Here is a 26,634-nt window from a genome sequence, read left to right on the forward strand (position 1 = left end):
CATGACCACCACCAGCGACACCACCACCGAAGCGGCGCCGAGCGGCGCCCCCCTGTTCTATACCCGCCCGGTGCCGCTGCAGGCCGATGTGCATGCCGATCTGCGCATCCTGCCGGGCAGGCTGGAGTTCGCCGCCGGCAACAATGCCATTCCGCTGGTGCTGGGCGAGTTCTCGCTGGCCCTGCACCACTTCCCGATCCTGTTTGCCGGCCCGAGCGCGGTTCCGATGGCTGCCGTGGGCGTGTCCGACCAGAACCTGTTCATCAAGGATGGCCTGTGGGAAGACGAGGCCTACATTCCCGCCTACCTGCGCCGCCACCCCTTCATCTTCATCGACACCGGCGCGGAGAATGATTTCCTGCTGGGCATCGACGAAGAGAGCCCGCGCGTGGTCAAGGGGGGCGAGGAAGGCCAGCCGCTGTTCGTTGACGGCAAGGCCACCGAGATGGTGCAGCAGGCCCTGGAATTCTGCGGCCAGTACACCCGCGAACACGAACAGACCCAGGCCTTCTCCAAGGCCCTGGTCGACAACGGCCTGCTGGTCGAGCGCAATGCCACCGTGCGCACCCCGGATGGCCGGGAGTTCAACCTCAACGGCTTCCTGGTCGTGGACGTCGAGAAGTTCGTCGCGCTGCCGGAAGCAACCGTGGTCGAGTGGCACCGCAGTGGCTGGCTGGCACTGATCCACCAGCACCTGATGTCGCTGGGTCGCTTCAATGACCTGACCCGTCGCCAGGTCGAGCGTCTGGCCGCGTGATCAAGGGGTTGGGCAGGGTTCCCGCAGCGCGGGCGCCCTGTCCGGCCTGCAGTACACCCAGCAGGCGACGTGCGTCGGCCCAGTCCGGCGTGGCGTCCTGCGCCAGATCGACCAGCTCGGCCGCGATGGCGGCGTGCTCGCGTTGACCCAGCATCTGTAGCGCGCCCTGCAATCGGTGCGCGTGATGACCGAGCGCCGATGCGTCTGCGTGATCGACGATCCGCTCGATCCTGCTGAGTTCATCGCAGATGTCGGCGCTGTAGGCCGCGTCCATTTCAGTCGCCTGCTCAAGCGCGTCCGGGCTCTGCGGCGCCGGAATGCCCAGCGCGGCGAGCAGTTCGGCGGCGCGCAGCGGCTTGGCCAGCACCGCGTCGAAACCCGAGCGGCGGCAACGCGCGTGGTGACGTCGCCCGGTGCGGGCAGACAAGGCGATCAGGCGGGCCGGATGCCCGCCACGGGCGCGCAGTTCGCGTGCCAGTGCGTAGCCATCGATGCCACGCAGCCCAATGTCGATCAGCACGGCAGGGCGGGGGTGGCGTATCTGTTCGGCCAGCGCGCTGGCCGCGTCTTCCAGGGCACATACCTCGGCGCCCCAGCGCCGCAACTGTTCGGCAATGACGTGGCGACTGAGTGCGTGGTCCTCCACCAGCAGCAGTTGCAGCCCGGCCAGCGGCGTGCCCTCCACGGGCATGTCCCGGACACTCTCGGCAGAGTCAGCTGCGCACACCGGCAGGCGCAGGATGAAGCGGCTGCCGCGACCGAGGACGCTGTGCACGGTCAGATCGCCCCCCATCGCACGTGCCAGCTCGCGTGCGATGGAAAGCCCGAGGCCACTACCGCCACGCTGATGCCCACCGTTGCCTTGACGGAAAGGCTGGAACAGTTCGGCTACCTGCGCTGGCGCGATCCCGATCCCGCTGTCGATCACCTCCAGCAGCAGCTCTTGCGGCCGCGCTGCTGGAAGCAGCCGCAGGCGCAGCTCGATGCCGCCGATATCACTGAACTTCACCGCATTGGCCAGCAGATTGCTGGCAATCTGGCGTAGCGCATCAATGTCCACCAGAATGATCGGAGAAGGTTCGGTCGGGGCGTCAAGATGCAGCTGCAGGCCTTTCTGTTGCGCCTGTGGCCGAATGGCCTCCAGTGCCTGCCGGCAAAGCCGGGTCGCATCACAGGCTTGTGCATGCGGCCTGAAAGCGCCGCTGGCGAGGCGCGAAAAGTCCAGTGCACGATTCAACAGGCCGCGCAGGGATTGGCTGGCGCTGCTGGCAGCGGCGAGCAGATCGCGCTCGCCTTTCGGCAGTGTCGATTGTCCAAGCAGCTCGATCGAGGCCAGTACGGCCTGTGCCGAATTGCGCATCTCGTGACTGATCATCCCGATGGCCTGCGCGCTGCGACGGTCGCCCCGTACCCGCAGGTGACGGGTCATGGGCCACAGCAGCAGGGCGACCAGCAGAGGGGCCAGTAGCAGCCAGCCGCGCGGGGGCGAGGCCTGCATCCAGTCCAGTGCGTTTCCCGCCGCCGCCGGCAGGGTCTGGCCTGCCCACAGATGGAGCAGGCTCGCATGCTCCTCCAGCGTGATCTCCCGCAACGCCTGTCCGATGCGTTCAAGCAGCTGCTGGTCTTCCCGGCGGACGAGCAGGTAGAGGTCGGTGGAGAAGTCACTGTCGAATGGCTGCAGGCGCAGGCTGCCGTTGAAATGGCGTCGAACCAGCGGGCGCAGCGTGGATTCCAGGCCAATCGCCACGTCGGCCACGCCGGATTGGACTGCCGCCAATGCGGCGTACCGATCAGGCAGCTGCTGCAGCTGGATCTGAGGGTGATGCGCGCGCAGCCATCCGGCGTAGGGCCCGCCTTCAACGACGGCCACGACCCGGCCGTCGAGCTCGCGTATCTCCCGTGGCAGCCATTCGCCGGCGCGCCCTGCCAGCAGGGTGGCGCCACCCCGGAAGCGGCTGGACGCGGCAAGGTCGGGGCAGGGCAGCTTCTGGTGTCTCGCGCCGCCAAACACCATGACCAGGTCGGCCTCGTGATGGCACACAGCGAGGATCGATGCGACGGTCGTCGGGTAGGGCTGTTCCAGGAAGCTGAGTTGGGCGTGACGCGCCACCAGGTTGGCGTAGCCATGGGCGAGCGTCGGCGGTGATGACGGATCGGCCATCGCCGCGGGCACGGGGCGTAGGGACGGGGCGGTGGAGACCCGCACGCTGCTGCCCGGCGGCCAGCGTGGTGACCGGATATCTTCCGCCGACGCGGCGGGAAGGAGAAGCAGTACCAGCAACCCCAGGAGCAGCAAGCACGGGCGCAATGGCGCGTGGCGCCTCACGGCGACTCCAGCCGTTCACGCAGCGCATAGATCTCCACATCGCTGCGCAATCCCAGCTTGCGCAGCACCGCGCCCTTCTGTGTGCTGACGGTCTTGATGCTGCGGTGCCGGCGCAGCGCGATCTCCGATACGGTCAGGCCTTCCAGCAGCAGCTCCAGCACCTCCCGCTCGTTGCGGCTGAGCTCGCCGCGATCACCGGCCAGCCTGACGTCCGGCGGAACCCGGATCAGGCCCTGGAAGACGCGCACGATGGCGTCGGACAATTCCGCAAGGGGTTCGGCCTTATTGACGAATCCACTGAGTCCGGCATCGATCAGGCTGTTGAGATTCGTGGTGGGAGAGAGTGTCGCGAAGGCCAGCATTGGCGTGCGAGGGAATTCGCGGCAGAGCAGCGTAACCAGCTCAATACCGCCCAGGTCGCCACGGGCGAGCGTGAGATCGATGATGGCCACATCCACGGGTATGCGGTGCAGGCTGTCGATCAGCGCACCGCTGCAACCATGGCTGGCGACGATGTCGAACCGGAGATCGCCTGACAGGTGCAGGGCGGTGCCGCGACGGACGACTTCATGATCGTCCAGGAGCGCCAGGCGAAGCCGGCGCGGTGCAGGAAATCCATTCATGCGCGGGAGGTGATCAGCGCCCATGGGCGTGGCCGCCATTCTGGCGCCGCTGTCGCGTCGAACATCGAATTTGTTGCGTTTTTACGACTATTCCTAAAGATCGATGGATGAGCTCCATCGATAAGAGCTGATCCATGGGCTGGACGTATTGTCGGGTTGAAAGCCGCCGGGACGCAGTGTCCTGGCGCGCTCTCGCTGGGTACAGGTGGCCTGGGTTGCAGGGCTGCCGGCACCCTTCGAGAGGGGAGTAATGTAACGCGTCACGCCGAAGTGCCCGGTCACCCGCGAGCCGAGCAGCGGGCGGTTGCGCGATCTATCGCACCGACTGCGGTACGCGCCTCAGCTTTGCGGTGTCGTAGCCCATGGCCGCGATGCGCTGCACGGCGCCCTGGTAGTCGCTGTCCGATACGTGCGGGGTACGCGCCATGTACCAGACATAGTCGCGCTTGCTGCGTGCGACGATGGTCTGGCCATAGTCGTCGTCCAGCCAGGCAATCACATACTCGGCCTGGATCGGCCAGATGAACTGCATGCCCCAGATCGCGCCATTGCCGTTCTTCTCGACCCGTCCAACCGGGTGCATCGACTTCTGCGGGGCGTCGAAACTGCCCTTGCGATAAGTGAAGGTCGTCTGGATGCGCCCGTCCGGCCGCAGTGCATAGCTCTCCACCGCGTCGAAGGCCTCGCGCTCCGGCCACGAGGGGATGTGGGCGATCACATACCAGTCGCCCATGAAGCGCGGCACGTCCACCGAGGGCGGGCGGGGCAGGGGGCGGGTATCGCTGGAGCTGCAGCCGGAACCGAACAGGCTCAAGGCCAGCAGGGGAAGCAGGGAGCGCATGCGCATGTCACACCTCAACGGGGACGGAACAGATAGTGGGCAACCAGCCATTGCTGGCCGTCGTCGTAGCCGAACAGCTCGGCACAGGCCATCCAGAACATGCGCCAGCGCTGCCACCAGATCTTCGCCGCCGCCTGACCGTAGGTTGCGACCAATACCGGCATCACCGCCTCGCGGGCCGCATCCTGGTTGGCCAGCCAATGGTCGGCGGTGCGCTGGTAGTGGGTGCCGTCCAGCAGCCAGCGCTGATCGAGTCGCAGGTCGCGCTGGAAATGCAGCAGGGTGTCAGCTGCCGGCATCAGCCCGCCGGTGAAGAAGTGGCGCCCCATCCAGTTGTCGCCGCCCTCGGTCTCGAACGGGTACATCAACGTGCGATGGGCGAAGATGTGCACGAACAGCGCACCGTCGGGCTTCAGCCACTGCGCGATGTTTGCCAGCAGTCGCTGGTAGTTGCGCACATGTTCGAACATTTCCACCGAGACACAGCGATCGAAGCGTGCCGTGGGCAGCTCAAGCTGGTTGACGTCGCGGGTCAGCACCTCGACGTTGTGCAGGCCCCTGGCCTGGCATTGCGCCATGATGTGCTGGCGCTGGCTGTGCGAGTTGGACACCGCAGTGATGTTGGCCTGCCGATAGCGTTCGGCCATCCACAGCGTCAGCGAACCCCAGCCACAGCCCAGTTCAAGAATCTGCTGGCCGTCGGCAAGTCCGGCGCGCTGGCCATACAGTTCCAGCATCGCCTCCTCGGCCTGGTCCAGCGTTTCGCGCCCGGTGGGGTAGTAGCAGCTGCTGTACTTCAGCCGCTTGCCCAGGCAGGCCTGGAAGAATGCCGCGGGAACTTCGTAGTGCTGGCGGTTGGCTGCGTCGGTATGCAATGCGAGCGGACTGTCGGTCAGTTCTGCGATGCGACGGCTGAAGCGTGCGGAATGTGCCTCAATACCTCCCGCCGATTCCTCGTGCAGGCGTTGCGCGCACAGGCGCCGGATGCCGGCACGCAGCGCCGCATCGGGAACCAGCCCGCGCTCAGCCCAGGCGATCAGCCCGGTTTCCGCATCTTCGGCCATATTCAGTGACGGGATCGCGCTCATGCGGAATGCTCCTTGGAAGAACGGGGGAACCAGGGAAAGAACATCGGCGTGCTGCGCTGGTAGGCACGGTAGTCGTCGCCGCGGCTGCGCAACGCCTGCTTCTCGGTGAAGGGGATGCCGCTGAGATAGCGCAGGAACAGATACATCAGCAGCGGCCCGGCCCACGCCAGCCACCACAGGGGGGAACCGACGGCAAGCAGCACATAAGTGAACCAGTGCAGCCACTCGAAGAAGTAGTTGGGGTGGCGTGAATAACGCCAGAGTCCCTCGCGGCAAGTGCGGCCCTTGTTCGCCGGGTCGGCGCGGAAACGTGCGAGTTGGCGGTCGGCCAGGCTCTCGCCGCCGACGCTCAGCAGCCAGGCCAGTGCTGCGGCGACTGTCCACGGTGTCAGGCCAGCGTGGGAATTGGCTGCCACCGCAGCGAAGGGCAGGGCGAACAGCACGACCAGCAGCGCCTGCGCCATGAAGAAGCCGAAGATCTTGCCCTGGTGGCTCTGCCAGTGTTCGCGCAGATAACGGTAGCGCCCGTCTTCGGGTTCGCTACGGACCCGGCGCCACAGGTGCAGCGCCAACCGGCTGCCCCACAGGCCGCCGAGCAGGCCCAGCGCAACCCGGGGCAACATCGCGCCATCGCCAAGCAGCGCCAGCAGCAGGGCCGAGGCACCCACGCTCTTGGCCCAGAGCACGTCGACAACGCCGATGTTCTGGTGGCGGCGCTGCCAGGCCCAGCCCCAGCTCATCACCAGCACGGCATACAGCAGTACCCACAGCAGATTGATCATGACGATGCTCCGGCCAGGGAGGGCGGGGCGGTGCGAGAGCCGCGACGCGCGGTGACGCACAGCAGCGAAAGCGCGATGCTCCAGCCTGCGCCCAGCACCAGCAGGCCCTGCCACGTGGGTGCGGCGAAACCGACCGCATCGAAACCGCGCGCTGCGGAGAGATAAGCCAGCGGTGCCAACAGCAGGCCGAACAGGGCCGGCAAGGCAGGGTGGCGCAGCAGGAAGCGCATCGAGGTGGTCAGCGTCATCGCGAACGCGGCCCACAGCGCCATGATCCAGGGTGGCGGCACCCAGCCCAGCGGGGCGGCGGCGTAGCGCACGGTGCCGCTGGCGGCGGCACTGGCATCGACCAGCCATGCGCAGGCCAGTGCCAACACCATCAACCGAAGGTCCAGCCGTGGTTGCGGCGACGTCAGCAGCTGGCTGCCGATGTAGAGGGAGGCAGCCAGCAACGCCGGCCACTGCCAGCCGCGCCCGGCACCGGCCACGGCGCACAGCCAGACGAGCTGGTTGCCAAGCAGATTGGACCAGAACCTGCGCATCTCAGCTGCCTTGGCCCGATGAGGCGCGCGGGCGATGCCCCGGGCGCGCCATCAGCAGATGGGAGACCCCGATCGAGCGCTCCAGGAAGCCGCCCTCGCAGTAGGCCAGGTAGAACTCCCACAGGCGGCAGAAGCGCGTATCGAAGCCCTGCGCCTGCACGTCGGGCAACCGGGCGAGGAAGCGCTGGCGCCAGGCGCGCAGGGTCAGCGCGTAGGAGTGGCCGAAGTCCTGCTGGGCGATCAGCTGCAGGTCGCTGGACCGCGTCTTTGCGGCCATGATCGCGTTGATCGACGGAATGAAGCTGCCGGGGAACACATAGCGCTTGATGTAGTCGACGCTGCGCCGGGCCTGCTCGTAGCGATGGTCCTCGATGGTGATGGCCTGCAGCAGGGCAACGCCATCAGGCTTGAGCAGGCGCTGCAGCGTGGCCATGTAGGTGTCCAGGTATTCCGCGCCGATGGCTTCGATCATCTCGATCGACACCAGCTTGTCGAACCGGCCCTGCAGGTCGCGGTAGTCCTGCATCAGCAGCGTGACCTGGTCCTGCAGGCCGGCTGCCTGCACGCGCTGGGCAGCCAGCGCGTGCTGCTCGGCGGAGATGGTGGTGGTGGTGACGTGGCAGCCGTAGTGCTGCGCGGCGTGCAGCGCAAAACCACCCCAGCCGGTGCCGATCTCCACCACGCGATCGCCCGGCTTGAGCTGGAGCTGCTGGCAGATGTGGTCCAGCTTGCGCCGGGAGGCGGATTCCAGCGACTCGTCTTCTGTGTCGAACAGGGCTGAGGAATACATCAGGTCCGGCGACAGGAACAGGGCAAAGAAATCGTTGCCAAGGTCGTAGTGCGCGGCAATGTTGCGGCGACTGCCCTCGCGGCTGTTGCGGCGCAGGCGGTTCCAGCCCCTCAACAGCCAGCCGCCCACGCGGGCCGGGCCACGTTCCATGCCGTCGAGCAGGTCGCGATTGCGCACCAGCAGCCGGATCAGTGCCACCAGATCATCGCAGTGCCATTCGCCCTGTATGTAGCTTTCACCTGCGCCCACGCTGCCCTGCGCTGCAACCTTGCGGTAGAAGGCCGGGTCATCGATGGTGACGGTCACATGCAGTTCGCCATGGGCTTCGCCCAGCCAGACCTCGCCGAGTGCATCACGCACGCACAGGCGGCCGTCGCGCATGGGGGCAAGCTGTTGCAGCAGGCGGCGGCGCAGGAAGGCATCCAAGGCGCCGGGACGCGGCAGGGCGACCAGGGGAGTCATCGAGTTCATCGCGGTTTCTCGGCAAGGGCAGGGTGGTCATGCACGGGGTTGCGTTTCAGCCACAGCCGCAGCGCGTGCCAGTGGATGGCGGCCATCACCTGCATGGTCATCAAGGGATAGCAGGCCAGGACCCGGGCCAGCCCGCGGCCATCCAGGGCGTGTCGCCGCATGGCCTGGGTGGCATCAAACTGGCGAACGCCTTGGCGCCAGACCTGCATGTGCACACGCAGATCATCATCTGGGCGGTTGAACCGCCAGTCGTAGTGGCAATCCATCGGCATGAACGGCGAGACATGGAAGCGCTTGTCGAACCGCCAGCGCAGCGAGGTGCCTTCGTGCGTGGCCGTGGCGACTGGCAGCACATAGGCGTGCCGTTCCTTCCAGGGCGTATTGGTGATCTCGGCGACGATGCAGTCCAGGGTGCTGCCATCGGACTGGTAGCAGTAGTAGAAGCTGACCGGGTTGAATACGTGCCCGGCGAAGCGAAGATGGGTGAGCAGGCGTACCGGGCCGGAAGGCCGATAGCCCAGGGTAGCCGCGGCATGGTCGCGCACCGCATCGGCCAGCGGTTGTGCGGGATCGCCGAAGTAGTCGCTGCGGCGGAACTCGGCCAGGTTGCGGCGATTGACCGACCACAGCCAGCGCCCGGCGAACACGGTCTCCAGCTCGTCCAGGTCGAGCAGCAGTTGCGCGATCGGATAGCGGAATGCGTGGGGCTGCGGATGATGCCGTCGGTGCATCACCTGCCCGAAGTAGAGTGCGCTGGCACTCACGCTGCCACCTCGCCGGGTGCAACGCTGTCACGGTGCGCGGTGCACTCGCGCATCGCGTCCACCACGCGGCGGGCGCTGCGGATGCCGTCTTCGTGGAAGCCCCAGCCCCAGTATGCGCCCGCGAACCAGGTGTGGCGGCGGCCTTGCAGCTCCGCCCAGCGCTGCTGGGCGCGGATGGCGGCATGATCGTGCACCGGGTGGGCATAGTGCAGCCTGCGCAGCACCTTGGCCGGATCGATCACCTCGCTGCGGTTGAGGGTCACGACCAGCGGGGTGTCACCGGGCAGGCCCTGCAGGAGGTTCATGCAATAGCTGACCGTACAGGGCGCGCCTGGATCCCTGGGCACGTGTGCATTCCATGCAGCCCATGCCTTGCGGCTGCGCGGCAGCAGCGATGCATCGGTATGCAGTACTGCTTCGTTGGGCTGGTAGCGGATGGCGCCGAGCACCTCGCGTTCGACCGGATCGGCGTCACGCAGCAGGGCCAGTGCCTGGTCGCTGTGGCACGCCAGGATGACCTCGTCAAAACCCTCCACGCCGGCCGCGCTGTGCACGCGCGCGCCCCACGGCATGCGTTCGACCGAGTGAACCGGGCATTCCAGCCGCTCACGCACCCGCCAGCGGGCGCGAAGGGCATCGATATAGCGTGCCGAGCCACCGCTGACTACCCGCCAGGGTGCGCGCCCGGTCATCTGCAGCATCTGGTGGTTGGCCATGAACTGGGCCAGGTAGCGGGCCGGGAACTGCATGACCGTGGCGGTCGGCGACGACCATAGTGCCGAAGCCATCGGCAGCAGGTGCTCTTCGATGAAAGCGGTGCCGTAGCGCTGGCGGCGCAGGTACTGGCCCAGTGTCGGGCCTTCGTCTTCCGCCAGCAGCAGCGGCGCATGCCGGTAGAACCGGCGCAGGTCGGCCAGCATTCCCCAGAAGCGAGGCGAAACCAGGTTGCGACGTTGGCAGAACAGGCCATCCAGCGAAGTGGCGTTGTACTCGACGCCACTGCGCTCGCTGTGCATCGAGAAGCTCATGGTGGTCGGCTGCGAGGCCACACCCAGCTCTTCGAACAGTGCCGTCAGCAGCGGGTAGTGCAGGGGATTGAAGACGATGAAACCGGTATCCACCGCCATGCGCATGCCGCCCACCTGCACGTCATGGGTGTGGGTATGTCCGCCCAGGTAATCGTTGGCCTCGAACAGCGTCACTTCGTGTTCGCCGTCCAGCCACCAGGCGCTGGCCAGGCCGGCAATGCCGGAGCCGATGATCGCGATGCGCATGTCAGTACCTCGCTTTGGCCAGGACCCACTCGGGGATGGGCTTTAGCCCTCTCACCAGGCCCATGGCCGCCATTGCGCGCAGGCCGTACCAGGTCAGGTCGATCTCCCACCAGCGGAACCCCTGGCGGACGGTCCCAGGGAAGAAATGGTGGTTGTTGTGCCAGCCTTCACCGAAGGTAAGCAGCGCCAGCCAGAGGTTGTTGCGGCTGTCGTCACGGGTCTCGAAGCGCCGCCGGCCAAAACGATGGGCCAGCGAGTTGATGGTGACGGTGGCGTGGAACAGCACCACGGTGGAAATGAAGAAGCCCCACACCAGCAACTGCGGGCCAGAGGTGTGCAGTCCGGGCGCCCAGCGCTCCAGGCCGGCGCCGAGTGCGTACAGCGCGGCAGCCAGCAGCACCGGCACCGCCGTATCAAAACGGTCCAGCCAGCGCAGTTCGGGGAAGCGCGCCAGGTCAGGCACGCGCGATAGATCCGTGGCGAATGCCTCGCGGGTGAGGAACCAGCCCATGTGGCTGCGCCAGAAGCCGCCTTCGCGCGGCGAGTGCGGGTCCAGCGGTTGGTCGGCATGCCGATGGTGATGGCGATGGTGGGCCGCCCACCACAGCGGCCCACGTTGCACGCTGGACGCGCCGATCACCGCGAACACGAACTGCACCGTTCGCGATGCCTGGAACGTCCGGTGCGAGAAGTAGCGGTGGTAAAAGGCGGTGATCGCAAACATGCGCACTGCGTAGAGGGCTGCGGCGACGATCACTGCCGTCCACGAGATACCTACCCAGATCACCGCGATGCAGGCCAGGTGCATCAACGCGAACGGTACGGCGCGCAGCCAGTCGATGCGTCCGGGCTCGCCAGCGGCGTGGTCCGCAGCGCTGCCGGTGTCGACCCAGCGCTTCAGGGTGCGCAGCAGGCGCCAGCGTCGGCGGGGGAGGGGCGCTACAGAGGCCATGGCGGATCTCGGCGGGTGTCGTGTCTTCCTCTACGCAGCAGTGCGCGCAATGGATGCGGCCGACTGTGGAAAATTCCGGCCTCACTTGGGCATCACGCCGCAGCGTTCGACCAGCGGTTGCGCCCAGGCCTGTTGCCATTCGCTGGCCGACCGCTCGGCAACCGGCGAGCTGAAGCGCACCGTGACCTGTGGGTAGCTGCCGCGGGTATCGCGCAGGTTACTGGTTCCGCGGAATTCCAGCAGGCGGCGGTCGGCGCTGGCATAGACCAGCGACAGGCGCGGTGCGATGCCGCCGTACCAGGTGTCCAGACTGACCTCGATGGCCTGGGCGTCGATGCCCTGCCAGCGAACAGCGCCGGTGCGCCGCACCTGCACCGGGAAGAAGCGCTGCCGCCCCGGAACCAGGAAGGGCAGGCTGATGCGTTCACCCCGCAGCAGCGCTGGCCAATGCTGGCGCACCGCAGCGTCGAAGCCCGTGTCGATCACCGCATCCGGTGCCAGCTCAAGCCGACGCTGACGCAGCTCACTGGCGGCATCTTCTCTCCAGGCGATCGACACCGACTCGCCACTGGCGTCGACTTCAGCGGTTTGCCCGCTCCGGCTGTCCTGCAGTGAATAGCCCCGGGCCTGTGGGCGGGCACTGGCCGGCAGATGCTTGCGGGCGAAGGGGCGGCCATCCGGGCACTGGTAGAGCACCCAGCGCTCGGCACCCTCCGATGGGCCGCGCCGCCAGTGCACTTCACGATAGAGCAGGTCGCCCTGCGCCGAGGTGGCCACGCCCTCGTTGCGCAGCCAGGGCGCCGCCAGCGCGGCATGGGGCAGGCACAGCAGCAGCCAGGCAGTGCGCATGGTGTTCATCCGGTAGGGAGGCTCAGGTCATACGGCGGGCGCGGCTGCTTGGATGCGCAGCGCCTGCTGCATCCAATGTCCGCCCCTGCGCGTAGAGAGGACAGACCTTCACCTGCCCGCCGCTCACGCAGATGTACCCTGACGCCGCCAGCACCCTCCTCAACTTCGATACCGCACGCACCGTGTCCAGTTCCCAGCAGCCGAGCAGCGAGCCGACGAACTGGGCCGATGACATGGACAGTGTGGCGCGGCTGCGCGACCGCGACTGTTTCATGCGGATCTATGACTACTTCATGCCGCGGCTGTGCGTGTATCTGCGTGGCCTGGGCGCACCCGACGCCGTGGCCGAGGAAATGGCGCAGGAGTGCCTGCTGCGCCTGTGGTTGCGGGCGGCCGAGTATGATGCGGCCCAAGGCGCGCTGAGTACCTGGCTGTACCGGATCGCGCGCAACCTGCATATCGACCGCATCCGTCGCGAGCGCAGCTGGATGCAGGTGCAGGCAGCGGTGGAAGACGCCGCGGCCGTGGACATGATCGAGCGCAGCAGCGCCGAGCAGTTCGCCGACCAGGCGCGCCTTCGCCAGCGCATCAACGAGCTGCCCGCCGTGCAGGCGAGGCTGGTGCGGATGTCCTATTTCGAGGCGAAGAGCCACAGCGAGATTGCCCAGGCGCTGGGCATGCCGCTGGGAACGGTAAAGTCACACCTGCGACGTGCGTTCCTGCAACTGCAGGCCAAAGTGGGAGGTGCGCTGTGAATCCGCACCACCACCTGCACGAATCCACGCTGATGAGCTATGCCGCCGGCGCGCTGCCGGCGCCGTTGAGCATCGTGGCCGGTGCCCACCTTGAGCAGTGCCCCCACTGCCGCCAGCGCCTGCGTGATGCCGAGGCGATCGGCTCGGTGCTGCTGGAGCAGACCCAACCGCCCGCGGCCGACGCGCGTCGCGAGCAGTTGCGCGAGGCCATGCTGATGCAGCTGGTCTCGGACGCGCCGAGCGCTATCGCCGGAACCAGGCGCCCTGTGCCGAGGGAGCAGCCCGAGGCCGATCCGGATCATCTGCCTGCCTCGTTGCATCCTTACTTCGGCGATTCGCTCAGTGCCCTGCGCTGGCGCTGGATGGCGCCAGGCGTGCACTGCATCAGGGCTGAGCACATGCCCTCGCTGATCATGCTGAAGATCGCCCCGGGCAAGTGCCTGCCGATGCACAGCCATGGCCGCAGCGAACTGACCCAGATCCTGCGGGGCTCGTACAACGACGCGCTTGGGCTGTTCGCGCCGGGCGACGTGGCGGACCTGGACGAGGAGGTGGAGCATCAACCGGTAACTGCCCCCGGTGTTCCCTGCATCTGCGTGTCAGCGCTGGACGCGCCGTTGGTGTTCAGCGGTTGGGTGGCGCGGAAGATCCAGCGTTTCGTGAAACTCTAGCGTGGGTGCGACCATGGCCGGGAAAGGTGCGTTGAGGATTCTGTTGACCGGTGCCTCAGGCCTGGTCGGGCAGGGCGTGGCGTTGGCCTGCCAGCGCTCGCCGCAGGTCGGCCATCTGGCCGCGCTGGTGCGGCGCCCGGGCAGCCTCAGCGGAGCGGGCAGGGAGCTGGTTGTTGCGGACTTCCTGCATGTCCAGGGGCGTTCGGATGAACTGGCCGGGTTCGACGCATGCTTTTACTGTGCCGGTGCGCCACCGGTCGGCACGGCAGAGGCCGAATATCGACGCGTGACCCGGGACATCACGCTGGCGGTGGCCCGCGCCTGGGCAACTGCGAATCCCGAAGGGGGCTTCCTGTATGTATCCGGTGCCGGCGCGGATCCACAGAGCAGGTTGATGCCGTTGAGGATCAAGGGCGAGACCGAGGTGGCATTGCAGGCCCTGCCGATGCGCTCGGTGATGCTGCGCCCGGGGGGCGTCCGACCGGTGTCGGGAACCGGCACGCGTCACGGCTTGCTCAAGCCCCTGTATTGGGGTGGCGCGCCGTTGATGAAGCTGGCCGGTGCCGTTGCTCCGTCGTTGATGACCAGCAATCTGGCCCTGGGTCAGGCGTTGATCGCACTGGCTGGAGAGGAGCATCCGCCGGGCACGGTGGAGTGTGCGGACATCAACCGGATCGCTGCTGGTGCGCGCGATCCGGCGTCCTGATCTCAGTGTGGCCCCGTCTCCAGCGCGGTGCGCACCGCAGTCGCCAGGTCATTGCGGGTAAACGGCTTCGGCAGCAGCGCAACGGCCCGTCCCTGGCTGCCCACCTGGTCGTGGTCGCGAGGATAGCCCGACGTGAACAGGACGGCGACTTCCGGCCAGCGTTCACGGACTTCACGCACCAGCTCCCAGCCCGACATGCCGGGCATCACCACGTCAGAGAACAGCAGGTCCACCTTGGTATCAGGGCGTTCCAGCAGCCGCAGTGCGGAGGGGCCGTCGTGGGCTTCCAATACCCGGTAGCCCAGCAGCCGCAGTGCATCCACCGTGTGGGCGCGGACATCGTCGTTGTCCTCGGTCACCAGGATGGTTTCCTCGCGCGGCGAGTAGCCGGCCAGGCCGGTCTGCGGGGTGCGCGCTTCGGAGGGCAGGGCCAGCGGTGAGCGCGGGAACATCATGGTGATACTGGTGCCGCCGCCTTCCACTGAATCGATCAGCACGTGGCCCCCGGACTGCTTGACGAAGCCATGCACCATCGACAGGCCCAGGCCGGTGCCACGGCCAACCTGCTTGGTAGTGAAGAAGGGTTCGAAGACCCGGGCAAGCGTGGCCGCATCCATGCCGTGGCCGTTGTCACGCACCCGCAGCATCACGTACTCGCCCGGCGTCGCATCCGGGAACAGTGCGGCGTAGTCGTGGTCGAGGTGGCTGTTGTCGACCTCGATCACCAGCCGGCCGCCGTGCGGCATCGCATCGCGGGCATTCACCGCCAGGTTCAGTACGGAGGCCTCCAGCTGGCTGACGTCGATCTCGACACACCAGATGTCCTTGGCGCTGCGGATCTCCAGCTGCACCAGCTCACCCAGTGCACGCTGCAGCATGTCGTGCATGTCCAGCAGGCGCTCATGGAGGTTGGCGGCCTGGCTGTGCAGCGGCTGGCGGCGGGCAAACGCCAGCAGGCGCTGGGTCAGGCTGGCAGCACGGCCGACACCCTTCAGTGCATTGTCCAGCGCACGGCTCACCATCGCTCCGGGTTCGCCCGCGCGCTCGCTGAGCAGCATGGCGTGCTCGACGTTGCCGGAGATGACCGTCAGGATGTTGTTGAAATCATGTGCGATGCCGCCGGTGAGCTGGCCGACGGCCTCGATTTTCTGTGACTGGCGCAGGGCATGCTCAGCCTGCACGCGCGCGGTGGTTTCCACGGCCTCGGAGACCACCGCGGTGACCACGCCTTCCGTATCGAGCAGTGGACGGAACGAGAAATCAAAGCTGCGCCGCCCGGTCGGGAGTTCCAGCTCCAGTGCATGCAGTGAACTGCGGCCCTGTACGGCTGCGGCCACGGCCCGATCGATCAGCGCGCCGATGCCCTCGGTGGTGCCGAACCAGACCGATTCGGCGAAGCGTTGGCCAACGACGTCCTTCTTGTCTGCCAGGACCGCGGCCAGTGACGCATCATTGGCATCGACCACGCGTCCGGACAGATCCAGCAGCACCTGGTGCTGGAAACTGGATTCGAAGATCGCCTGCAGCCGCCGCTTGCTGGCGCGCAACTCGGCCGTGCGTGCCTGTACCTGCTGCTCGAGCAGCTGGTTGTCTTCGCGCAGGGCCAGCTCGGCCTGTTTCAGCAGCGAGACGTCACTGCCCAGGCAGATATACCCGGCCACGCTGCCATCGGCGGCATGCTCAGGCACGCAGTCCATCTGCACGAATCGTGATTCGCCGCTGCGATGGATCAGTTCGACCTGGAAGCGGGTGCGCTCGCCCTGCAGTACCCGTTCCAGGCTGGGCAGGGCGTGCTCGAAGGCGGAAATGCCGCTGACATCCCATGCCGGTCGACCCAGCAGTTCTGCAAGGCTGAATCCATGCCAGTCCAGGAACGCCTTGTTGGCAAACCGGTAGCGATGGTCCTTGTCCAACTGGGCGATCAGCGCCGGGACGGCATCGGTGACCCTCTGCAGCTGGGCCTGGCTTTCGTTCAGCGCGGCCTGCGCATTGGCCAGCTGGGTACGCTCGTGCGCCTCCTGGCGGGCGCGCCGGATCGCATCGGGCAAGCGTTGCAGGCGTTGCTTCACCACGTAGTCGCGGGCACCGCGCGTGAGTGCCTGTACCGCCAATTCCTCGGTCAGGGTGCCGGAAACAAAGATGAAAGGCGTCTGCGGAACGCGCTCGCGCGCCAGGGCCAGTGCTGCGTCACCATCGAAGCCTGGCAGGACATGATCGGCGAGGATCACGTCGAACGGGCGGTTGTCGATGGCTTCGATGAACGCGTTGCGGGTCCACACGCGCTCAGCCTCGAAATCGAGGCCGGCACGCTGCAGCTGGGCGCTGATCAGCTCCGCATCAAGCGCGCTGTCCTCCAGCATGAGGATGCGCAGGCGCTCGCTGCGGCGCGATCCATCACGCATTGCGCTGCCCCGAACCGTTGGGCCGGTGGGGTGGTGGCTGGTTGGTGATGCCCCAGAACATGCCCAGGCCCTGGATTGCGTCGAAGAATTCCTTGAAGTCGACCGGCTTGACCACGAATGCGTTGACGCCCAGCTCGTAACTGCGCACCAGGTCCTGCTCTTCGCGCGAGGAGGTCAGCATCACCACCGGCGTGCTGCTCAGATTCGCATCACCACGCACCTGTTCCAGTACTTCAAGGCCGTTGACCTTGGGCAGCTTGAGGTCCAGCAGCACCACCACCGGACCGCCGTGCATGGCGCCGGCAAATTTGCCTTCGCAGCGCAGGTAGTCCAGCGCTTCGGCGCCGTCGCGTACATGGATGACATCGTTGAGCAGCTGGCAGCGCGCAAGCGCGGCCATCGTCAGCTCTGCATCCTTGGGGCTGTCCTCCACCAGGAGGATCGGCCGCAGGTCCCTCATGGGTGTTCTCCTGTGAAGCGGGGTAGGGTGAAGTGAATGGTGGCGCCCTTGCCGGGCTCGCCCTCGGCCCAGGTACGGCCGCCATGGCGGCCGATGATGCGGCGCACGTTGGCCAGGCCGATGCCGGTGCCTTCGAATTCTTCGACGTGGTGCAGGCGCTGGAACACACCGAACAGCTTGTCGACGTAACGCATGTCGAAGCCGCAGCCGTTGTCGCGCACGAAGAAGTGATCTTCGTCGCCGCTGCGGTCATGCCCAATCTCGATCATCGCGTGCTCGCGCTCACGGGTGAACTTGATCGCATTGGCCAGCAGGTTCTGCCAGACCAGTCGAAGCATCGTCGGGTCGGCTTCCACCTCCGGTAGCGGCGCGAGCGTCCACTGCACGTCGCGGCCAGCGTAATCCAGCGCCAGGCTGCGGCGCACGTCCTCGGCCAGCGCAGCCATGTCCAGCCGCACCCGCCCCAGCGTGGAGCGTCCCATCTGCGAGAAGCTGAGCAGGTCGTCCACCAGTGTGCCGGCGGACTTTGCCGAATCGACGATCGTATCCAGGAAGCGGCGCTCGGTCTCGTTGAGGCGTTCGCCCGCCGAACTTCCAAGCAGCTCCGAATAGCCCACGATGTGGCGGAAGGGGGCGCGCAGGTCGTGGCTGACCGAATAGGAAAAGGCCTCCAGTTCCTTGTTGCTGCGCAGGAGCTGTTCGTTCAGTTCCGCCATCTCCTCGGCCTTGCGCAGCACGATATCGACGATGGCCGTGCGCATCTCGTGCGCCGCATCGCAATCAGCGTCATTCCACGGCAGGCTGCGCTGCCGCACGGTCTCTTTCCAGGCATCGAAGGAGCTCCGCGGGGACAGTGCCACGCCGGGCGCTGCGGTCTTGCGGGGGTCTCCCCCCCAGCGCACGGTTCGCACCACCTCCGGCCGGAACCACATCAGGTAGCTGTCATGCAGCTGCGAGATGGACACTGCCAGCAGCCCGCTGGCTACATCGGCCAGGTGCGCGGCAGGCGACCAGTCGGCGGCAAGGTGGTCGGTGCAGTAGGTTTCCTGCCCGGCCTGCCGGGTAGCCAGCCAATCGGCCAGGGCCAGCACGTCGCTGGCCGGTGGGCACTCACCCACGCGCATGCAGTCGCCCTTGTGCACGACGGCCGCACCGGCCGCGCCGGTCAGCGACAGCAGGCTGGCCTCGTCGTGGCGCAGTGCGGCCATGAAGTCCTCATCACCGGCCATGCGTGCCAAGAGCTTGACCAGCACCGAACGCCGGGCCACGCGCTCTTCGATCGCACGCGCGCGCTCCTTCAGAGCGATCTGCAGCGACAGGATCTGGCCCATGAACTCGCAGGCGGTACGCACGTGATAGGGCAGGCGGCGGGGCTGCACGGTGTGGCAGGACATCAGGCCCCACAACCGCCCCTCATGTACCAGTGACACCGACATCGACGCCCCGGTCCCCATGTTGCGCATGTACTGAAGATGCACGGGGGACACGCTGCGCAGCACAGCCAGGCTCAGGTCGGTCGGTGGCGCCTCGCGGTGGTCTTCGGCCCGCATCAGCGGGGCAGGGGTGTAGTTGTTGTCCGCGATCAGGCGCACCCGGTTCCGGCGGTAGAGTTCGCGGGCCTGTGCGGGAATGTCCGACTCGGGGAAGCGCAGGTCAAGGTAGGATGGCAACAGGCCATTGCCATCTTCGGCCACCACGATGCCATTCCAGCCGGCATCGAATTGATAGACCAGGGTGCGGTCAAAGCCGGTGAGCCGCCGCATGTGCGCGGCCGCAAGCCTGCACAGGTCTTCCACCGTCGCTGCCGATTCAATGCCGGTCATCAGCTCGCGGATGGCTGGATACAGTTCTTCCAGCGAGCCGGGCTGCCCGGGAACCGGTGCTTCCAGCTCAACCAGAAGGTCCGTGGCGGAGCGGTGCACCAGCAGCTGATGGCGGCCGTGCCCATCCAGGTGCACGGCACCGACATGCGCGCTGCTGCCCACCGTCGCCTGTTGCAACACGCCCTGGAACGGCGCCAGCACGCCGCCCAGCACCTCACTGACGTGCTGCATCAACGGTTCGCCGAACTGCCTCAGCAGCCCTGGATGGCTGATGGCGCGCTCGCGTACCCGCAGCGACTGCGGTTCAACGACCAGAAGCACACCGTAGGGCTGGATCGCGCCGGGGGTGTGGATCGGTTCGCGCGCGCAACTGGACAGGGCAGCGCCGGGCGCGGATTCGGCAGAAGGCATCAAGGGCGGGACTCAGGATTCGTGGATGGCTGGAAAGGCCCAGCACCCGGTGTGCATGAATGGTGAAGCAAAAGCGTGCCGCCGCATACCACCATGTGAATGTGAAGAACCTTTCATTCAAACCTGAATTCTTCATCTACGCAGCGACGGATGAACTGGAAGGCGTCTGTCGCGCCGATGCATGCCTGTGCGCGCTCCTCGGCACTTAGAACGAGGACATCCAGCTCCTCCCGCTCGCGTCTCCAGTATTCGGCCACACCGAGCTCGGAAGGGCGCAGGTGGCGCGCTCCGTACCCGGCATGAAGCTGCAACGCAGCGGCCATCTTCAACAGCACGGCCGCCCCGAGCGTCGAGCCCTCCGCCACGTAGCGCCAGCCCAGAACGGTCGCTTTCGAGAATACTTGCGGCTGCGGTTGCCAGGCATGGGGCACCGGCATGGTCGCGCCCAGGTCGCGAAGATCCTCCTCGATCAGCGGCAAGCGGGTCGCGCCCGGATCCTGCATCCGGTACAGCGGCGCAACGGCGCTATGGAAGTGCCATTGCACGCGCAGGAAGCAGAGGTAACGCTGGCGCGACGCGAAGATGTGTTGCTGCAACAGGTGCTGGTCGAGGCGATCGTGGGCCGTCCGGGTGTGCGCTTTCAGGGCAGCGCTGAGGGCAATGGGCTGATCGGGCTGAGCTGGCAATGTGGATGTAGGCATCGGCGCGCACCCTAGCAGATTCCGATGCGGAGGCCGGTGCAGGTTTCGCGGCCAGCACATCTGCGCTGCACGCCGGCTAGACAGCGACTGCCCTACGGTGACTGCACCTCCAACCGATGCCACGCCCGTGAACCTGCAGACCGCATCCTCGCCCCAGTACCGCATGCTCCCTGACAGCTGCCAGTTTGAACTGCTGGATGTGGATGCACTGCAGGATCCTGCCAGTGGCCGGTTGCTGCACCTGTACTCGCTGGTAGCGCGCTGCCTTTCCTGCGAGACGATCTTCAAGGCAGAAGAAGGGCAGGGCCTGGTCAGCCATACTGCGGCGCGGGTGGTGCGATGCCCCACCGGTTGCGGGCAGCAGGCGTTCAAGCCGGCCCTGCTGCGAACCTGGCGCCCGCAGGCCGTGGCCCAGGCCTGAGCGGCAGGGAGCCTTGTCACAGCAGCCCGGGATTGGCCCGCCAGACGGCGAAGTTGAGCGCCGAGGCGAATGAAATCCAGGCAAGGTAAGGAAGCAGCAGGACCGCCGCAACCCGGCGGATGCGCGCGAACCTGACGATCGTCGCGCACACCAACACGATCAATACAAGAATGTCGGCGAAGGCAAGCGCGCCCAGCTTCCAGCCGAAGAACAGCCAGCTCCACAGCGCGTTGACGGCCAGCTGCACCAGATAGAGCAGCAGCGCGGGCCGAGCGTCGCGCCAACCGCGTTCGCGCCAGACCAGCCACGCGGCAACCGCCATCATCGCGTAGAGCAGCGTCCACACCGGACCAAAGACGCTGGCCGGTGGCGCCCATGCCGGAAGCGTGAGGGTGGCGTAGAAGCTTGCCGCGGACGTGGACGCCCACGCCCCCAGGGTGGCCGCAACGAAGGTGATTGCCACCCATCCCAGAAGCCCGGAAACCTGTGAACTCCGCTTCATACCGTGCAGCTCCTTGATACCTGTGCTGCCTGTCTACGCACAGGGGCAGCGAATGGATGCAGGCTACCGGCCTTCAGTCTGAAGAGCCGACGGCACCGGCTCCCTGGCTCGCTGGCAACAGGGAAGGTCGCTGGTCAAACCACTCCCTTGCCTTCGCCAGGTGCCATTGGCGCTGGTCACCGTCCAGCTCGATGCCCGCACCCAGCAGCCCCCAGCGCAGGTAGAGATCACCGCGCTTGCGCTGGTCGAGCAGATCCAGCCGCGCGCGTACCGAAAGGCGATCGTTCTCGGCCTGCAGTCCATCGATGACCAGGTGGCCAGGGCGCCAGCGCAGCGTCGCCTGTGCCTGCACCTGGCCGGAATCCAGTAGCGACAGCGTCCAGCGCGGGTAGTCGGTGCGCTCTGCGAACAGCGCCAGCAACGGTCGTGCATCGCTGAGATCCAGGTCCGTGGTCGCATCCACCTGGAACGGCGACTGCGCATCGATGCGCCCACGCTTGAAGTCCACGCGGCCTTTCCATGCCGTCGAGCCCTGCGTGCCCGCCACCTGCACGTTGCGCAGCTCGACCGTGGTTCCGGACAGATCGAAATGACGCTGGCTGAAGTCACCGCGGCGCAGGGTTGCGTTGACGTCGATATCGCCGCCCATGTCCAGCCCCGCAACCCTGGCGCTGGCGTTGCGCCCCAACAGCCGGGCCGTGCCATGGCCGACACGCCCGTCGGTATCGAGGGTCGCGTCACCGCTGACGGTGCCGGTGCCACGGAGCAGTCGCACCTGGGGCGAGCCCAGGTAGCGGTTGTAGGCGGTCAGATCCGGGATGGTGGCCTGGCTGAAACGCAGCTGCGCGCGGACGCCTTTGCGTAGTTCCTGCAGGCGGCCGTCGCCGGTCAGGTCGAGGGCCAGATCCCGGCCGTCGAACAGGCGCACGTCCTTGGCATCGGTTGGTCGCGCAGTGAAGCGGGGCAAGCGCACGGCCAGCCGCGCCTGGCTGGGCGTGCCGGCCTTCAGTTCGCCGTGCGCACTGGCCGTGCCTGCCAGGCGCACACCCGCCACCTCGGCCACGGCTTCGGCCGCAGGAATGTCCACGGTGCTGCCTTCGATCAGTTCGCCGTTGCGCACGCGCAGATCCGCTTTCAGCGTGCCGCCGCCGTCCAGCTGCAGCCACGGCTTGCGAACGAACAGGGCAGGGATCCAGTTGAGCGAAGTGAACGTCCATTCGCCGCGTACTGTGCCAGAGCTGCGTTCCAGCAGCTGTGCGGGCTGTTGGAAGGGAATGTCCCGGCCACTGATATGCAGATCGGCATCCACCTCGCTGCCTGTACCGGACTTTGGCGGCAAGCGGGCCTGCAGGCGCAGGTCGTTGGATACATTGAGCTGCAGGGCCAGCACGCCGCGATCGGGTGCACCGTCACCCAGGTAGAGCGGCACCTGCCAGATCGCGCGGTCCCCGGGCTGCAGCTGGCCGTCGATCAGGTGCAGCGCCAGTTGCAGGCGTCCGGGCACGGGCGCGCTGGAAATCTTCGGCGTTGTGGCATTGGTGTCCATGCGCAGGCCCTGGCTGCGGGCATCGACCTCGAGCTGGGCATGCAGCAGCTTCAACCTGGCCAGACCGGGCGCCTGGTCGCGATAGTGGCGCGGATAGCTGAAGCGCGCGGTGAGATCCATGTCGCCCAACAGCTGCACGCCGTCAAAACTGGTGTCGGCATCGCTGAACGCCACCTCGGATTCGAAGAGCTCCGACGGTCCGCCGCGCAGCTGCTTGAGGAAGCCTACCGTGCCGTGGCCCTTGCCAATGATCAGCAGCTTGCCAAAGCGTGCGCTGCGGATGCTGTCGCTGTGGATGGCGTCGAAACGGAGCGTCCAGCCGCGATCGCTGCGCGGCGGTGGCGGGATGGCTTCGTCGACGCGGCTGATCTCGGCCGAAACCCCCGTCGCCTGCAAGCGCGGAACCCGCACCTCGCGCTGGAACAGGGGCAGCACCGCCAACCGGGCGCTGGCGCGCTCAGCATGCAGCACGTAGACCGTGTGATTCACGTGGCCGCGCATGTGCACGTTCCAGGCGATGACATGGCCGGGCAGCAGCGTGATGGCCGGGCCGGTGGTCATCACGAACTTGTGCGGCTTGCGGTTGGTGACCTGATCGAACAGTGGGGTATTGAGGAAGATGTTGCCGGCCAGCAGGTACAGCAGGTAGATGCCCAGCAGGACGCAGGCAGGGACGCGCCACCGTCGAAGCCGGTGCGGGATGTGCACGGAAACAGGAGGCATCTACTGCTCTGAGGGCCGGAATTCCCACAACTATTGCGGAGCCGATGGCGGGGGCGCGTGAAGCAGCTACGGGGCAGGTGCCGGATTCTGGTAGTGTCCAGCCTGGTCACGACCACAGATCTGCAGGAGACGCATGGAGATCCGGCCCGCCCGTGCAGGCGATTTCGACGCGATGTGGGGCATGTTCAAGCAAGCCATTGCGACGCAGGATGCGCTGCCCTTTGCTGGCTCTTTCGCTGTCGAGACGTTTCGCGCGCATTGGTTCCAGGCCCAGGCACCTCATGTAGCTGTGCTGGAGGGCCGGGTCGTGGGCATGTACAAGATGGGCCCGAATTTCCCTGACCTCGGGGCGCATGTGGCCAGCGCCACGTATGTGGTGGATGCGCCGGCACAAGGGCAAGGTGTGGGCCGGGCTCTGGTGGAACACAGCCTGGAGCGGGCGAGGGCGGAAGGGTTCCTGGCCATGCAATTCAATTACGTGGTCAGCACCAACGGCCCGGCGGTGGCGCTGTACCGGAAGCTGGGGTTTGCGGTGGTTGGAAGGCTGCCAGAGGCCTTCCGGCATGGCCAGCGCGGGTTGGTCGATGTCTTCGTGATGCACAGGTTCCTGTAGTGCCGTCGCCGGGTCGGTCGCCTCAATCAGCACTCTTCGGGAGCGTAATGACGAATGAGGTGCGGCCATCCCGCCATCGTCCATGGACAGTGCCGCGGTGCGCGTGGCAGATTTCCCGCACCAGGAACAGGCCGAGGCCAAGGCTCGCGTGTTCCCCCTGTGACGCGTTGTGCGAGCCTCGGCGCAAGGGATCGAACAGACTGTTGAACGCTTCGTCCGGCAGTTCGGCCCCGGTGTTGCTCACCGTGATCATGATCTGGTCAACGAGGCCCTCGAGGCTGATCCGCACATCGGTGCCGTGTTCGCCGTATTTTGCAGCGTTGGTCGTGAGGTTGTGAACCGCCTCGCGCAACGAAGAGGCATCGAAGCAACCGCGGGCATCGCCTTCAAACTCATACGTGATGGGGACGTGGGGCAGGGCAGCGCGAAGCAATTCGACTTCCTCGCCAAGCGATTGGGCAAGATCGCAGTCCACCGGATGAATGGCCATGCCATCGCCCAGCTTGCTGCGACTGTAAGCCAGCAGGTCGTCCAGCAGCTTGTTCATGCGCATGCTGCCGTTGATGATCCGCTCGGCCTGCTTGGCCAAAGCTGGGTCCTGCAGCCCACTGGCCAGAGTGTCCGCCGAGAACATGACCGCTGCCAAAGGACCTCGGAGATCATGCCCGAGCGCTGCCAGGAAGATCTGCCGCCAGGATTCGACCTCGGCAGAGAACTGAGCAAGGGATTCGGCCACCGCCTGGTCGATGGCCTCATTGAAACGAAGGATGTCATCGATCGATGAAGTGGCCAGCTGCTGGTCGGATGCCCATCGCCGAAGTACCGAAGCCCGGAGTGCTCGATACTCAGCCACCATCTGGTTGAGGCCAAAGCCAGCGATGGCGCGGGTTCGGCCATGATAGGACGCGGCGGACTCGGGGCCGGGTTTCAACGGTGCAAGCCCGTGGGACTTTGCGAGCTGCTGGGAGTCTGTCTGCGGCGATCTGAGATCGTCTACGACCGCCTGAAGAATCTGGGGGAGATGATTCCGAAGTTGCTTTGCGCTGAACTCGACGGTATCGGGCGCCTGCGTTTCGGCGAATGCCACCGCGTCTTCGAGGATTTCCCGCGCATTCCGTTCGATAAAATCAGCCAGGCGCATCGCCAAACCCGTCCTTAAGTGGTGCGCCGAGCCTACACGAGGGCGTTTGGATACGGGGTGAGAAAGGCTCGGCCTGTGGGGCGCGGTTCTGCCGGTGTTGGGGCGGCCATGTTGCACGCTCGGAGCTTGAAGAATTCCATCTTGTTGATTTATAAGGACGGGGGCCTCGAAATGCGTCAAGATGGCGCAAGTTCAAGATCGCAATTGGTGTGGGTGACCGGTAACGCTCGGGGATCCTGTGCCTAGGGTCAGATTGAAGCGGACAATGCCAATGGGCTGCGTCCTGAGAACCTGACCAATCCCTTCTACCATCAAAGGCCATAGCGTGAAGGTAACCGCAGTCTACATCGATCTTGAATACTACAGTAACCCCAACCCGCTGCGTGTTCGCTGCCAGCTCGCGTCCAACTACCTTTCGCTGTTCATCTCCGAATGGATAAATCGCCGCGATCTGGACCTGGGGTCATTCAACAGGTTGGTTTTCGTTGAGGGCTCAAAGGTTGACATGCAAGTCATGGGGGAAAGGGCGTTTGCGGTGAGGATCTCAGAAACAGCAAGTGCCAGTGGATCACCGTTCGCTCCCGGTGAAGCGACCACTTCCGATGCGGACGTTCACAGCTACTTTGTTGACAAGTACCTGGAAGGATTTAATCGAATCGATGACTACTTCGGGATTTCGCTATCGAAACCTCTTGCTGAGGCAATCATGGTGCATTTCTCGAATGGCTATACCTATGAGACGGCCATAGCTGGGCGTGGCGCAAGGGACGGGAAGCTGAGGCTGTTCCACCGATACGCCACGGATAGGTACCAACTGGTTGCAGTGGAAGCGGATGGGGAAGCCGATGGTTTGGCAGCCGAGTACACGCTGATGGAGCTGATTCCCGATCCGTTCAAGGTCAGTTACCACATCTCAAACATTGTGATTGAGGGTCGACGAATTTCCATTGCGAACAAGACAGGCAGCGCAGTTGTGGTGAAGGAGATTTAGGTGCCGACTGACACTCTGATCGAACATAAGTGATCAGGATGGCGAACTTCGATCTGCACCATGGGTTTGCAGCTATTATCGGGCGCACTACTACAGCCCAGACATGGGCCGGTTCATCAGCGAAGATTCCTATGGCTTCGCCTCAGGCGATGTGAACTTCTACGCCTACGCTCTAGGTAAGCCGATCAGTTACAGCGATCCTTCAGGAGACATCGCCTGGTTTGTCGTACTGCCGCTGATATGGGCTGGGATAGAGATTGCCCTATCCATATACGACGCCTGTGACACCGGAAGGACCCTGCTCGACCCCTGCGAGACCACCGAGGCAAAGGTGATCGCCGCCGTAGGATTCGGTATCGGGCTCGCCGCTCCTGGAGGTGGATATGGCGCGGGATCAAAGAAGGTCTATCAGTACGCCCTCCGGGCCAGGGCCGACGGCTGGTATCCTGTGATGACCAGAGGCAGCAAAGCTCCCACTGCCCAGGCTTGGCTGTCAGAGGGCGACGTGTGGAAGTTTGGCACCACCCAGAGCCCTAGAACACGGTATTCGCAGAACTATTTGGACGGAATTGGGACCGGCGGCGTGGACTATTACTCTGAGTTTGGAGGGACAAAGGCGGAGTCACTCATGCTTGAGCAAATGAAAATTGATAACTCCCGTCATCAGACAGGTCAGCTTCCGCCAGGAAATAAGATCAGAAGGTAGGGA

26 protein-coding genes are annotated in these 26,634 nt (G+C 65.7%); 8 read left to right on the plus strand and 18 right to left on the minus strand.

Features of this window, described 5'->3' with window-relative positions; translation table 11 throughout:
• The first annotated feature begins 1 nt into the window (after position 1).
• Positions 2-757 carry a SapC family protein gene (locus ACMGRF_RS07965; protein WP_099495647.1) on the plus strand — a complete coding sequence of 252 codons (756 nt, stop codon included), beginning with the start codon at positions 2-4 and terminating at the stop codon, positions 755-757.
• On the opposite strand, the gene ACMGRF_RS07970 is transcribed toward ACMGRF_RS07965, so the two are convergent.
• The 11 genes from ACMGRF_RS07970 to ACMGRF_RS08020 form a co-directional block, all read right to left on the minus strand.
• The gene (locus ACMGRF_RS07970; protein ID WP_258014901.1) at positions 714-2,918 is read right to left on the minus strand and encodes an ATP-binding protein; all 2,205 of its coding nucleotides are present in this window, start codon (positions 2,916-2,918) and stop codon (positions 714-716) included. The two genes, ACMGRF_RS07965 and ACMGRF_RS07970, sit on opposite strands and share 44 nt — an antisense overlap.
• A gap of 161 nt (positions 2,919-3,079) precedes the next feature.
• Positions 3,080-3,730, minus strand: a complete 651-nt coding sequence (locus ACMGRF_RS07975; protein ID WP_258014892.1) for a response regulator transcription factor — start codon at positions 3,728-3,730, stop codon at positions 3,080-3,082.
• A 289-nt stretch (positions 3,731-4,019) separates the two neighbouring features.
• The gene (locus ACMGRF_RS07980; protein WP_049439632.1) at positions 4,020-4,553 is read right to left on the minus strand and encodes a lipocalin family protein; all 534 of its coding nucleotides are present in this window, start codon (positions 4,551-4,553) and stop codon (positions 4,020-4,022) included.
• A gap of 8 nt (positions 4,554-4,561) precedes the next feature.
• A complete protein-coding gene (locus tag ACMGRF_RS07985; protein WP_414485791.1) occupies positions 4,562-5,635 on the minus strand; it encodes an SAM-dependent methyltransferase in 1,074 nt (357 codons plus the stop codon).
• A complete protein-coding gene (locus tag ACMGRF_RS07990) occupies positions 5,632-6,417 on the minus strand; it encodes a DUF1295 domain-containing protein (protein ID WP_180878851.1) in 786 nt (261 codons plus the stop codon). The genes ACMGRF_RS07985 and ACMGRF_RS07990 overlap by 4 nt, the downstream gene beginning before the upstream one ends.
• The gene (locus ACMGRF_RS07995; protein WP_049435456.1) at positions 6,414-6,959 is read right to left on the minus strand and encodes a DUF2878 domain-containing protein; all 546 of its coding nucleotides are present in this window, start codon (positions 6,957-6,959) and stop codon (positions 6,414-6,416) included. The genes ACMGRF_RS07990 and ACMGRF_RS07995 overlap by 4 nt, the downstream gene beginning before the upstream one ends.
• 1 nt (position 6,960) lies before the next feature.
• A complete protein-coding gene (locus ACMGRF_RS08000) occupies positions 6,961-8,220 on the minus strand; it encodes an SAM-dependent methyltransferase (RefSeq protein ID WP_049414749.1) in 1,260 nt (419 codons plus the stop codon).
• On the minus strand, positions 8,217-8,984 hold the full coding sequence (locus tag ACMGRF_RS08005; protein WP_049414751.1) for a DUF1365 domain-containing protein: 768 nt from the start codon (positions 8,982-8,984) through the stop codon (positions 8,217-8,219). Before ACMGRF_RS08005 ends, ACMGRF_RS08000 begins: the two co-directional genes overlap by 4 nt.
• Complete coding sequence (locus ACMGRF_RS08010; protein WP_414485792.1) at positions 8,981-10,258, minus strand: NAD(P)/FAD-dependent oxidoreductase; 1,278 nt, start codon at positions 10,256-10,258, stop codon at positions 8,981-8,983. Before ACMGRF_RS08010 ends, ACMGRF_RS08005 begins: the two co-directional genes overlap by 4 nt.
• A gap of 1 nt (position 10,259) precedes the next feature.
• On the minus strand, positions 10,260-11,210 hold the full coding sequence (locus ACMGRF_RS08015; RefSeq protein WP_065178583.1) for an acyl-CoA desaturase: 951 nt from the start codon (positions 11,208-11,210) through the stop codon (positions 10,260-10,262).
• Positions 11,211-11,291: 81 nt separating this feature from the next.
• Positions 11,292-12,059: a hypothetical protein gene (locus ACMGRF_RS08020; RefSeq protein ID WP_099495672.1), complete on the minus strand. Its 768-nt coding sequence runs from the start codon at positions 12,057-12,059 to the stop codon at positions 11,292-11,294.
• A 131-nt stretch (positions 12,060-12,190) separates the two neighbouring features.
• On the opposite strand from ACMGRF_RS08020, the gene ACMGRF_RS08025 reads away from it, so the two are divergent.
• From ACMGRF_RS08025 to ACMGRF_RS08035, 3 genes are read left to right on the plus strand one after another with little or no spacing between them, the layout of a single operon-like run.
• Positions 12,191-12,814: a sigma-70 family RNA polymerase sigma factor gene (locus ACMGRF_RS08025; RefSeq protein ID WP_049414756.1), complete on the plus strand. Its 624-nt coding sequence runs from the start codon at positions 12,191-12,193 to the stop codon at positions 12,812-12,814.
• Complete coding sequence (locus ACMGRF_RS08030) at positions 12,811-13,485, plus strand: ChrR family anti-sigma-E factor (protein ID WP_180878857.1); 675 nt, start codon at positions 12,811-12,813, stop codon at positions 13,483-13,485. Before ACMGRF_RS08025 ends, ACMGRF_RS08030 begins: the two co-directional genes overlap by 4 nt.
• A 13-nt stretch (positions 13,486-13,498) precedes the next feature.
• Positions 13,499-14,191, plus strand: a complete 693-nt coding sequence (locus tag ACMGRF_RS08035) for an oxidoreductase (protein ID WP_099485481.1) — start codon at positions 13,499-13,501, stop codon at positions 14,189-14,191.
• 2 nt (positions 14,192-14,193) lie between these two features.
• Here the strand turns inward: ACMGRF_RS08035 and ACMGRF_RS08040 are convergent, their stop codons facing one another.
• From ACMGRF_RS08040 to ACMGRF_RS08055, 4 genes are all read right to left on the minus strand, one after another.
• The gene (locus ACMGRF_RS08040; RefSeq protein ID WP_414485793.1) at positions 14,194-16,593 is read right to left on the minus strand and encodes a response regulator; all 2,400 of its coding nucleotides are present in this window, start codon (positions 16,591-16,593) and stop codon (positions 14,194-14,196) included.
• Positions 16,586-17,053, minus strand: coding sequence for a response regulator (locus ACMGRF_RS08045; RefSeq protein ID WP_049414761.1), 468 nt, complete (start codon positions 17,051-17,053; stop codon positions 16,586-16,588). The genes ACMGRF_RS08040 and ACMGRF_RS08045 overlap by 8 nt, the downstream gene beginning before the upstream one ends.
• Complete coding sequence (locus ACMGRF_RS08050) at positions 17,050-19,287, minus strand: ATP-binding protein (RefSeq protein WP_414485794.1); 2,238 nt, start codon at positions 19,285-19,287, stop codon at positions 17,050-17,052. Before ACMGRF_RS08050 ends, ACMGRF_RS08045 begins: the two co-directional genes overlap by 4 nt.
• 113 nt (positions 19,288-19,400) lie before the next feature.
• Positions 19,401-19,988 (minus strand): biliverdin-producing heme oxygenase, encoded by a 588-nt coding sequence (locus ACMGRF_RS08055; protein WP_180878878.1) that lies wholly within the window; start codon positions 19,986-19,988, stop codon positions 19,401-19,403.
• A 163-nt stretch (positions 19,989-20,151) separates the two neighbouring features.
• Here ACMGRF_RS08055 and ACMGRF_RS08060 point away from each other — a divergent pair, with 163 nt between their 5' ends.
• Positions 20,152-20,409 (plus strand): hypothetical protein, encoded by a 258-nt coding sequence (locus tag ACMGRF_RS08060; RefSeq protein WP_194430490.1) that lies wholly within the window; start codon positions 20,152-20,154, stop codon positions 20,407-20,409.
• A 16-nt stretch (positions 20,410-20,425) separates the two neighbouring features.
• Here the strand turns inward: ACMGRF_RS08060 and ACMGRF_RS08065 are convergent, their stop codons facing one another.
• Together ACMGRF_RS08065 and ACMGRF_RS08070 are read right to left on the minus strand one after the other, a co-directional pair.
• Positions 20,426-20,911 (minus strand): TspO/MBR family protein, encoded by a 486-nt coding sequence (locus ACMGRF_RS08065; protein WP_049414768.1) that lies wholly within the window; start codon positions 20,909-20,911, stop codon positions 20,426-20,428.
• Between the two features lie 73 nt (positions 20,912-20,984).
• A complete protein-coding gene (locus tag ACMGRF_RS08070; protein ID WP_414485795.1) occupies positions 20,985-23,180 on the minus strand; it encodes a hypothetical protein in 2,196 nt (731 codons plus the stop codon).
• A gap of 133 nt (positions 23,181-23,313) precedes the next feature.
• Between ACMGRF_RS08070 and ACMGRF_RS08075 the strand changes: the two genes are divergently transcribed.
• Positions 23,314-23,793 (plus strand): GNAT family N-acetyltransferase, encoded by a 480-nt coding sequence (locus ACMGRF_RS08075; RefSeq protein ID WP_111096942.1) that lies wholly within the window; start codon positions 23,314-23,316, stop codon positions 23,791-23,793.
• A 22-nt stretch (positions 23,794-23,815) separates the two neighbouring features.
• Here ACMGRF_RS08075 and ACMGRF_RS08080 read toward each other — a convergent pair whose 3' ends face one another.
• Entirely contained in the window at positions 23,816-24,934 is a 1,119-nt protein-coding gene (locus tag ACMGRF_RS08080) for an ATP-binding protein (protein WP_414485796.1), read from the minus strand.
• 325 nt (positions 24,935-25,259) lie between these two features.
• Here ACMGRF_RS08080 and ACMGRF_RS08085 point away from each other — a divergent pair, with 325 nt between their 5' ends.
• Positions 25,260-25,925 (plus strand): hypothetical protein, encoded by a 666-nt coding sequence (locus tag ACMGRF_RS08085; RefSeq protein WP_180878884.1) that lies wholly within the window; start codon positions 25,260-25,262, stop codon positions 25,923-25,925.
• Positions 25,926-26,028: 103 nt separating this feature from the next.
• On the plus strand, positions 26,029-26,631 hold the full coding sequence (locus ACMGRF_RS08090; protein ID WP_180879184.1) for a hypothetical protein: 603 nt from the start codon (positions 26,029-26,031) through the stop codon (positions 26,629-26,631).
• Positions 26,632-26,634: the final 3 nt, after the last annotated feature.

This window comes from Stenotrophomonas sp. EMP41, from assembly GCF_047495535.1.
Classification (GTDB): Bacteria; Pseudomonadota; Gammaproteobacteria; order Xanthomonadales; family Xanthomonadaceae; genus Stenotrophomonas; species Stenotrophomonas sepilia.

Coding starts and splice junctions, on each gene's coding strand:
- ACMGRF_RS08040 (WP_414485793.1), bottom strand. CDS start 16,593: ATGCGTGATGGATCGCGCCGCAGCGAGCGCCTGCGCATCCTCATGCTG.
- ACMGRF_RS08090 (WP_180879184.1), top strand. CDS start 26,029: ATGGGCCGGTTCATCAGCGAAGATTCCTATGGCTTCGCCTCAGGCGAT.
- ACMGRF_RS08050 (WP_414485794.1), bottom strand. CDS start 19,287: ATGCCTTCTGCCGAATCCGCGCCCGGCGCTGCCCTGTCCAGTTGCGCG.
- ACMGRF_RS08025 (WP_049414756.1), top strand. CDS start 12,191: ATGTACCCTGACGCCGCCAGCACCCTCCTCAACTTCGATACCGCACGC.
- ACMGRF_RS07985 (WP_414485791.1), bottom strand. CDS start 5,635: ATGAGCGCGATCCCGTCACTGAATATGGCCGAAGATGCGGAAACCGGG.
- ACMGRF_RS08075 (WP_111096942.1), top strand. CDS start 23,314: ATGGAGATCCGGCCCGCCCGTGCAGGCGATTTCGACGCGATGTGGGGC.
- ACMGRF_RS08045 (WP_049414761.1), bottom strand. CDS start 17,053: ATGAGGGACCTGCGGCCGATCCTCCTGGTGGAGGACAGCCCCAAGGAT.
- ACMGRF_RS08070 (WP_414485795.1), bottom strand. CDS start 23,180: ATGCCTCCTGTTTCCGTGCACATCCCGCACCGGCTTCGACGGTGGCGC.
- ACMGRF_RS08055 (WP_180878878.1), bottom strand. CDS start 19,988: ATGCCTACATCCACATTGCCAGCTCAGCCCGATCAGCCCATTGCCCTC.
- ACMGRF_RS08080 (WP_414485796.1), bottom strand. CDS start 24,934: ATGCGCCTGGCTGATTTTATCGAACGGAATGCGCGGGAAATCCTCGAA.
- ACMGRF_RS08060 (WP_194430490.1), top strand. CDS start 20,152: ATGCTCCCTGACAGCTGCCAGTTTGAACTGCTGGATGTGGATGCACTG.
- ACMGRF_RS07995 (WP_049435456.1), bottom strand. CDS start 6,959: ATGCGCAGGTTCTGGTCCAATCTGCTTGGCAACCAGCTCGTCTGGCTG.
- ACMGRF_RS08020 (WP_099495672.1), bottom strand. CDS start 12,059: ATGCGCACTGCCTGGCTGCTGCTGTGCCTGCCCCATGCCGCGCTGGCG.
- ACMGRF_RS08035 (WP_099485481.1), top strand. CDS start 13,499: ATGGCCGGGAAAGGTGCGTTGAGGATTCTGTTGACCGGTGCCTCAGGC.
- ACMGRF_RS08000 (WP_049414749.1), bottom strand. CDS start 8,220: ATGAACTCGATGACTCCCCTGGTCGCCCTGCCGCGTCCCGGCGCCTTG.
- ACMGRF_RS07980 (WP_049439632.1), bottom strand. CDS start 4,553: ATGCGCATGCGCTCCCTGCTTCCCCTGCTGGCCTTGAGCCTGTTCGGT.
- ACMGRF_RS08065 (WP_049414768.1), bottom strand. CDS start 20,911: ATGAAGCGGAGTTCACAGGTTTCCGGGCTTCTGGGATGGGTGGCAATC.
- ACMGRF_RS08015 (WP_065178583.1), bottom strand. CDS start 11,210: ATGGCCTCTGTAGCGCCCCTCCCCCGCCGACGCTGGCGCCTGCTGCGC.
- ACMGRF_RS08010 (WP_414485792.1), bottom strand. CDS start 10,258: ATGCGCATCGCGATCATCGGCTCCGGCATTGCCGGCCTGGCCAGCGCC.
- ACMGRF_RS07990 (WP_180878851.1), bottom strand. CDS start 6,417: ATGATCAATCTGCTGTGGGTACTGCTGTATGCCGTGCTGGTGATGAGC.
- ACMGRF_RS07975 (WP_258014892.1), bottom strand. CDS start 3,730: ATGGGCGCTGATCACCTCCCGCGCATGAATGGATTTCCTGCACCGCGC.
- ACMGRF_RS07965 (WP_099495647.1), top strand. CDS start 2: ATGACCACCACCAGCGACACCACCACCGAAGCGGCGCCGAGCGGCGCC.
- ACMGRF_RS07970 (WP_258014901.1), bottom strand. CDS start 2,918: ATGGCCGATCCGTCATCACCGCCGACGCTCGCCCATGGCTACGCCAAC.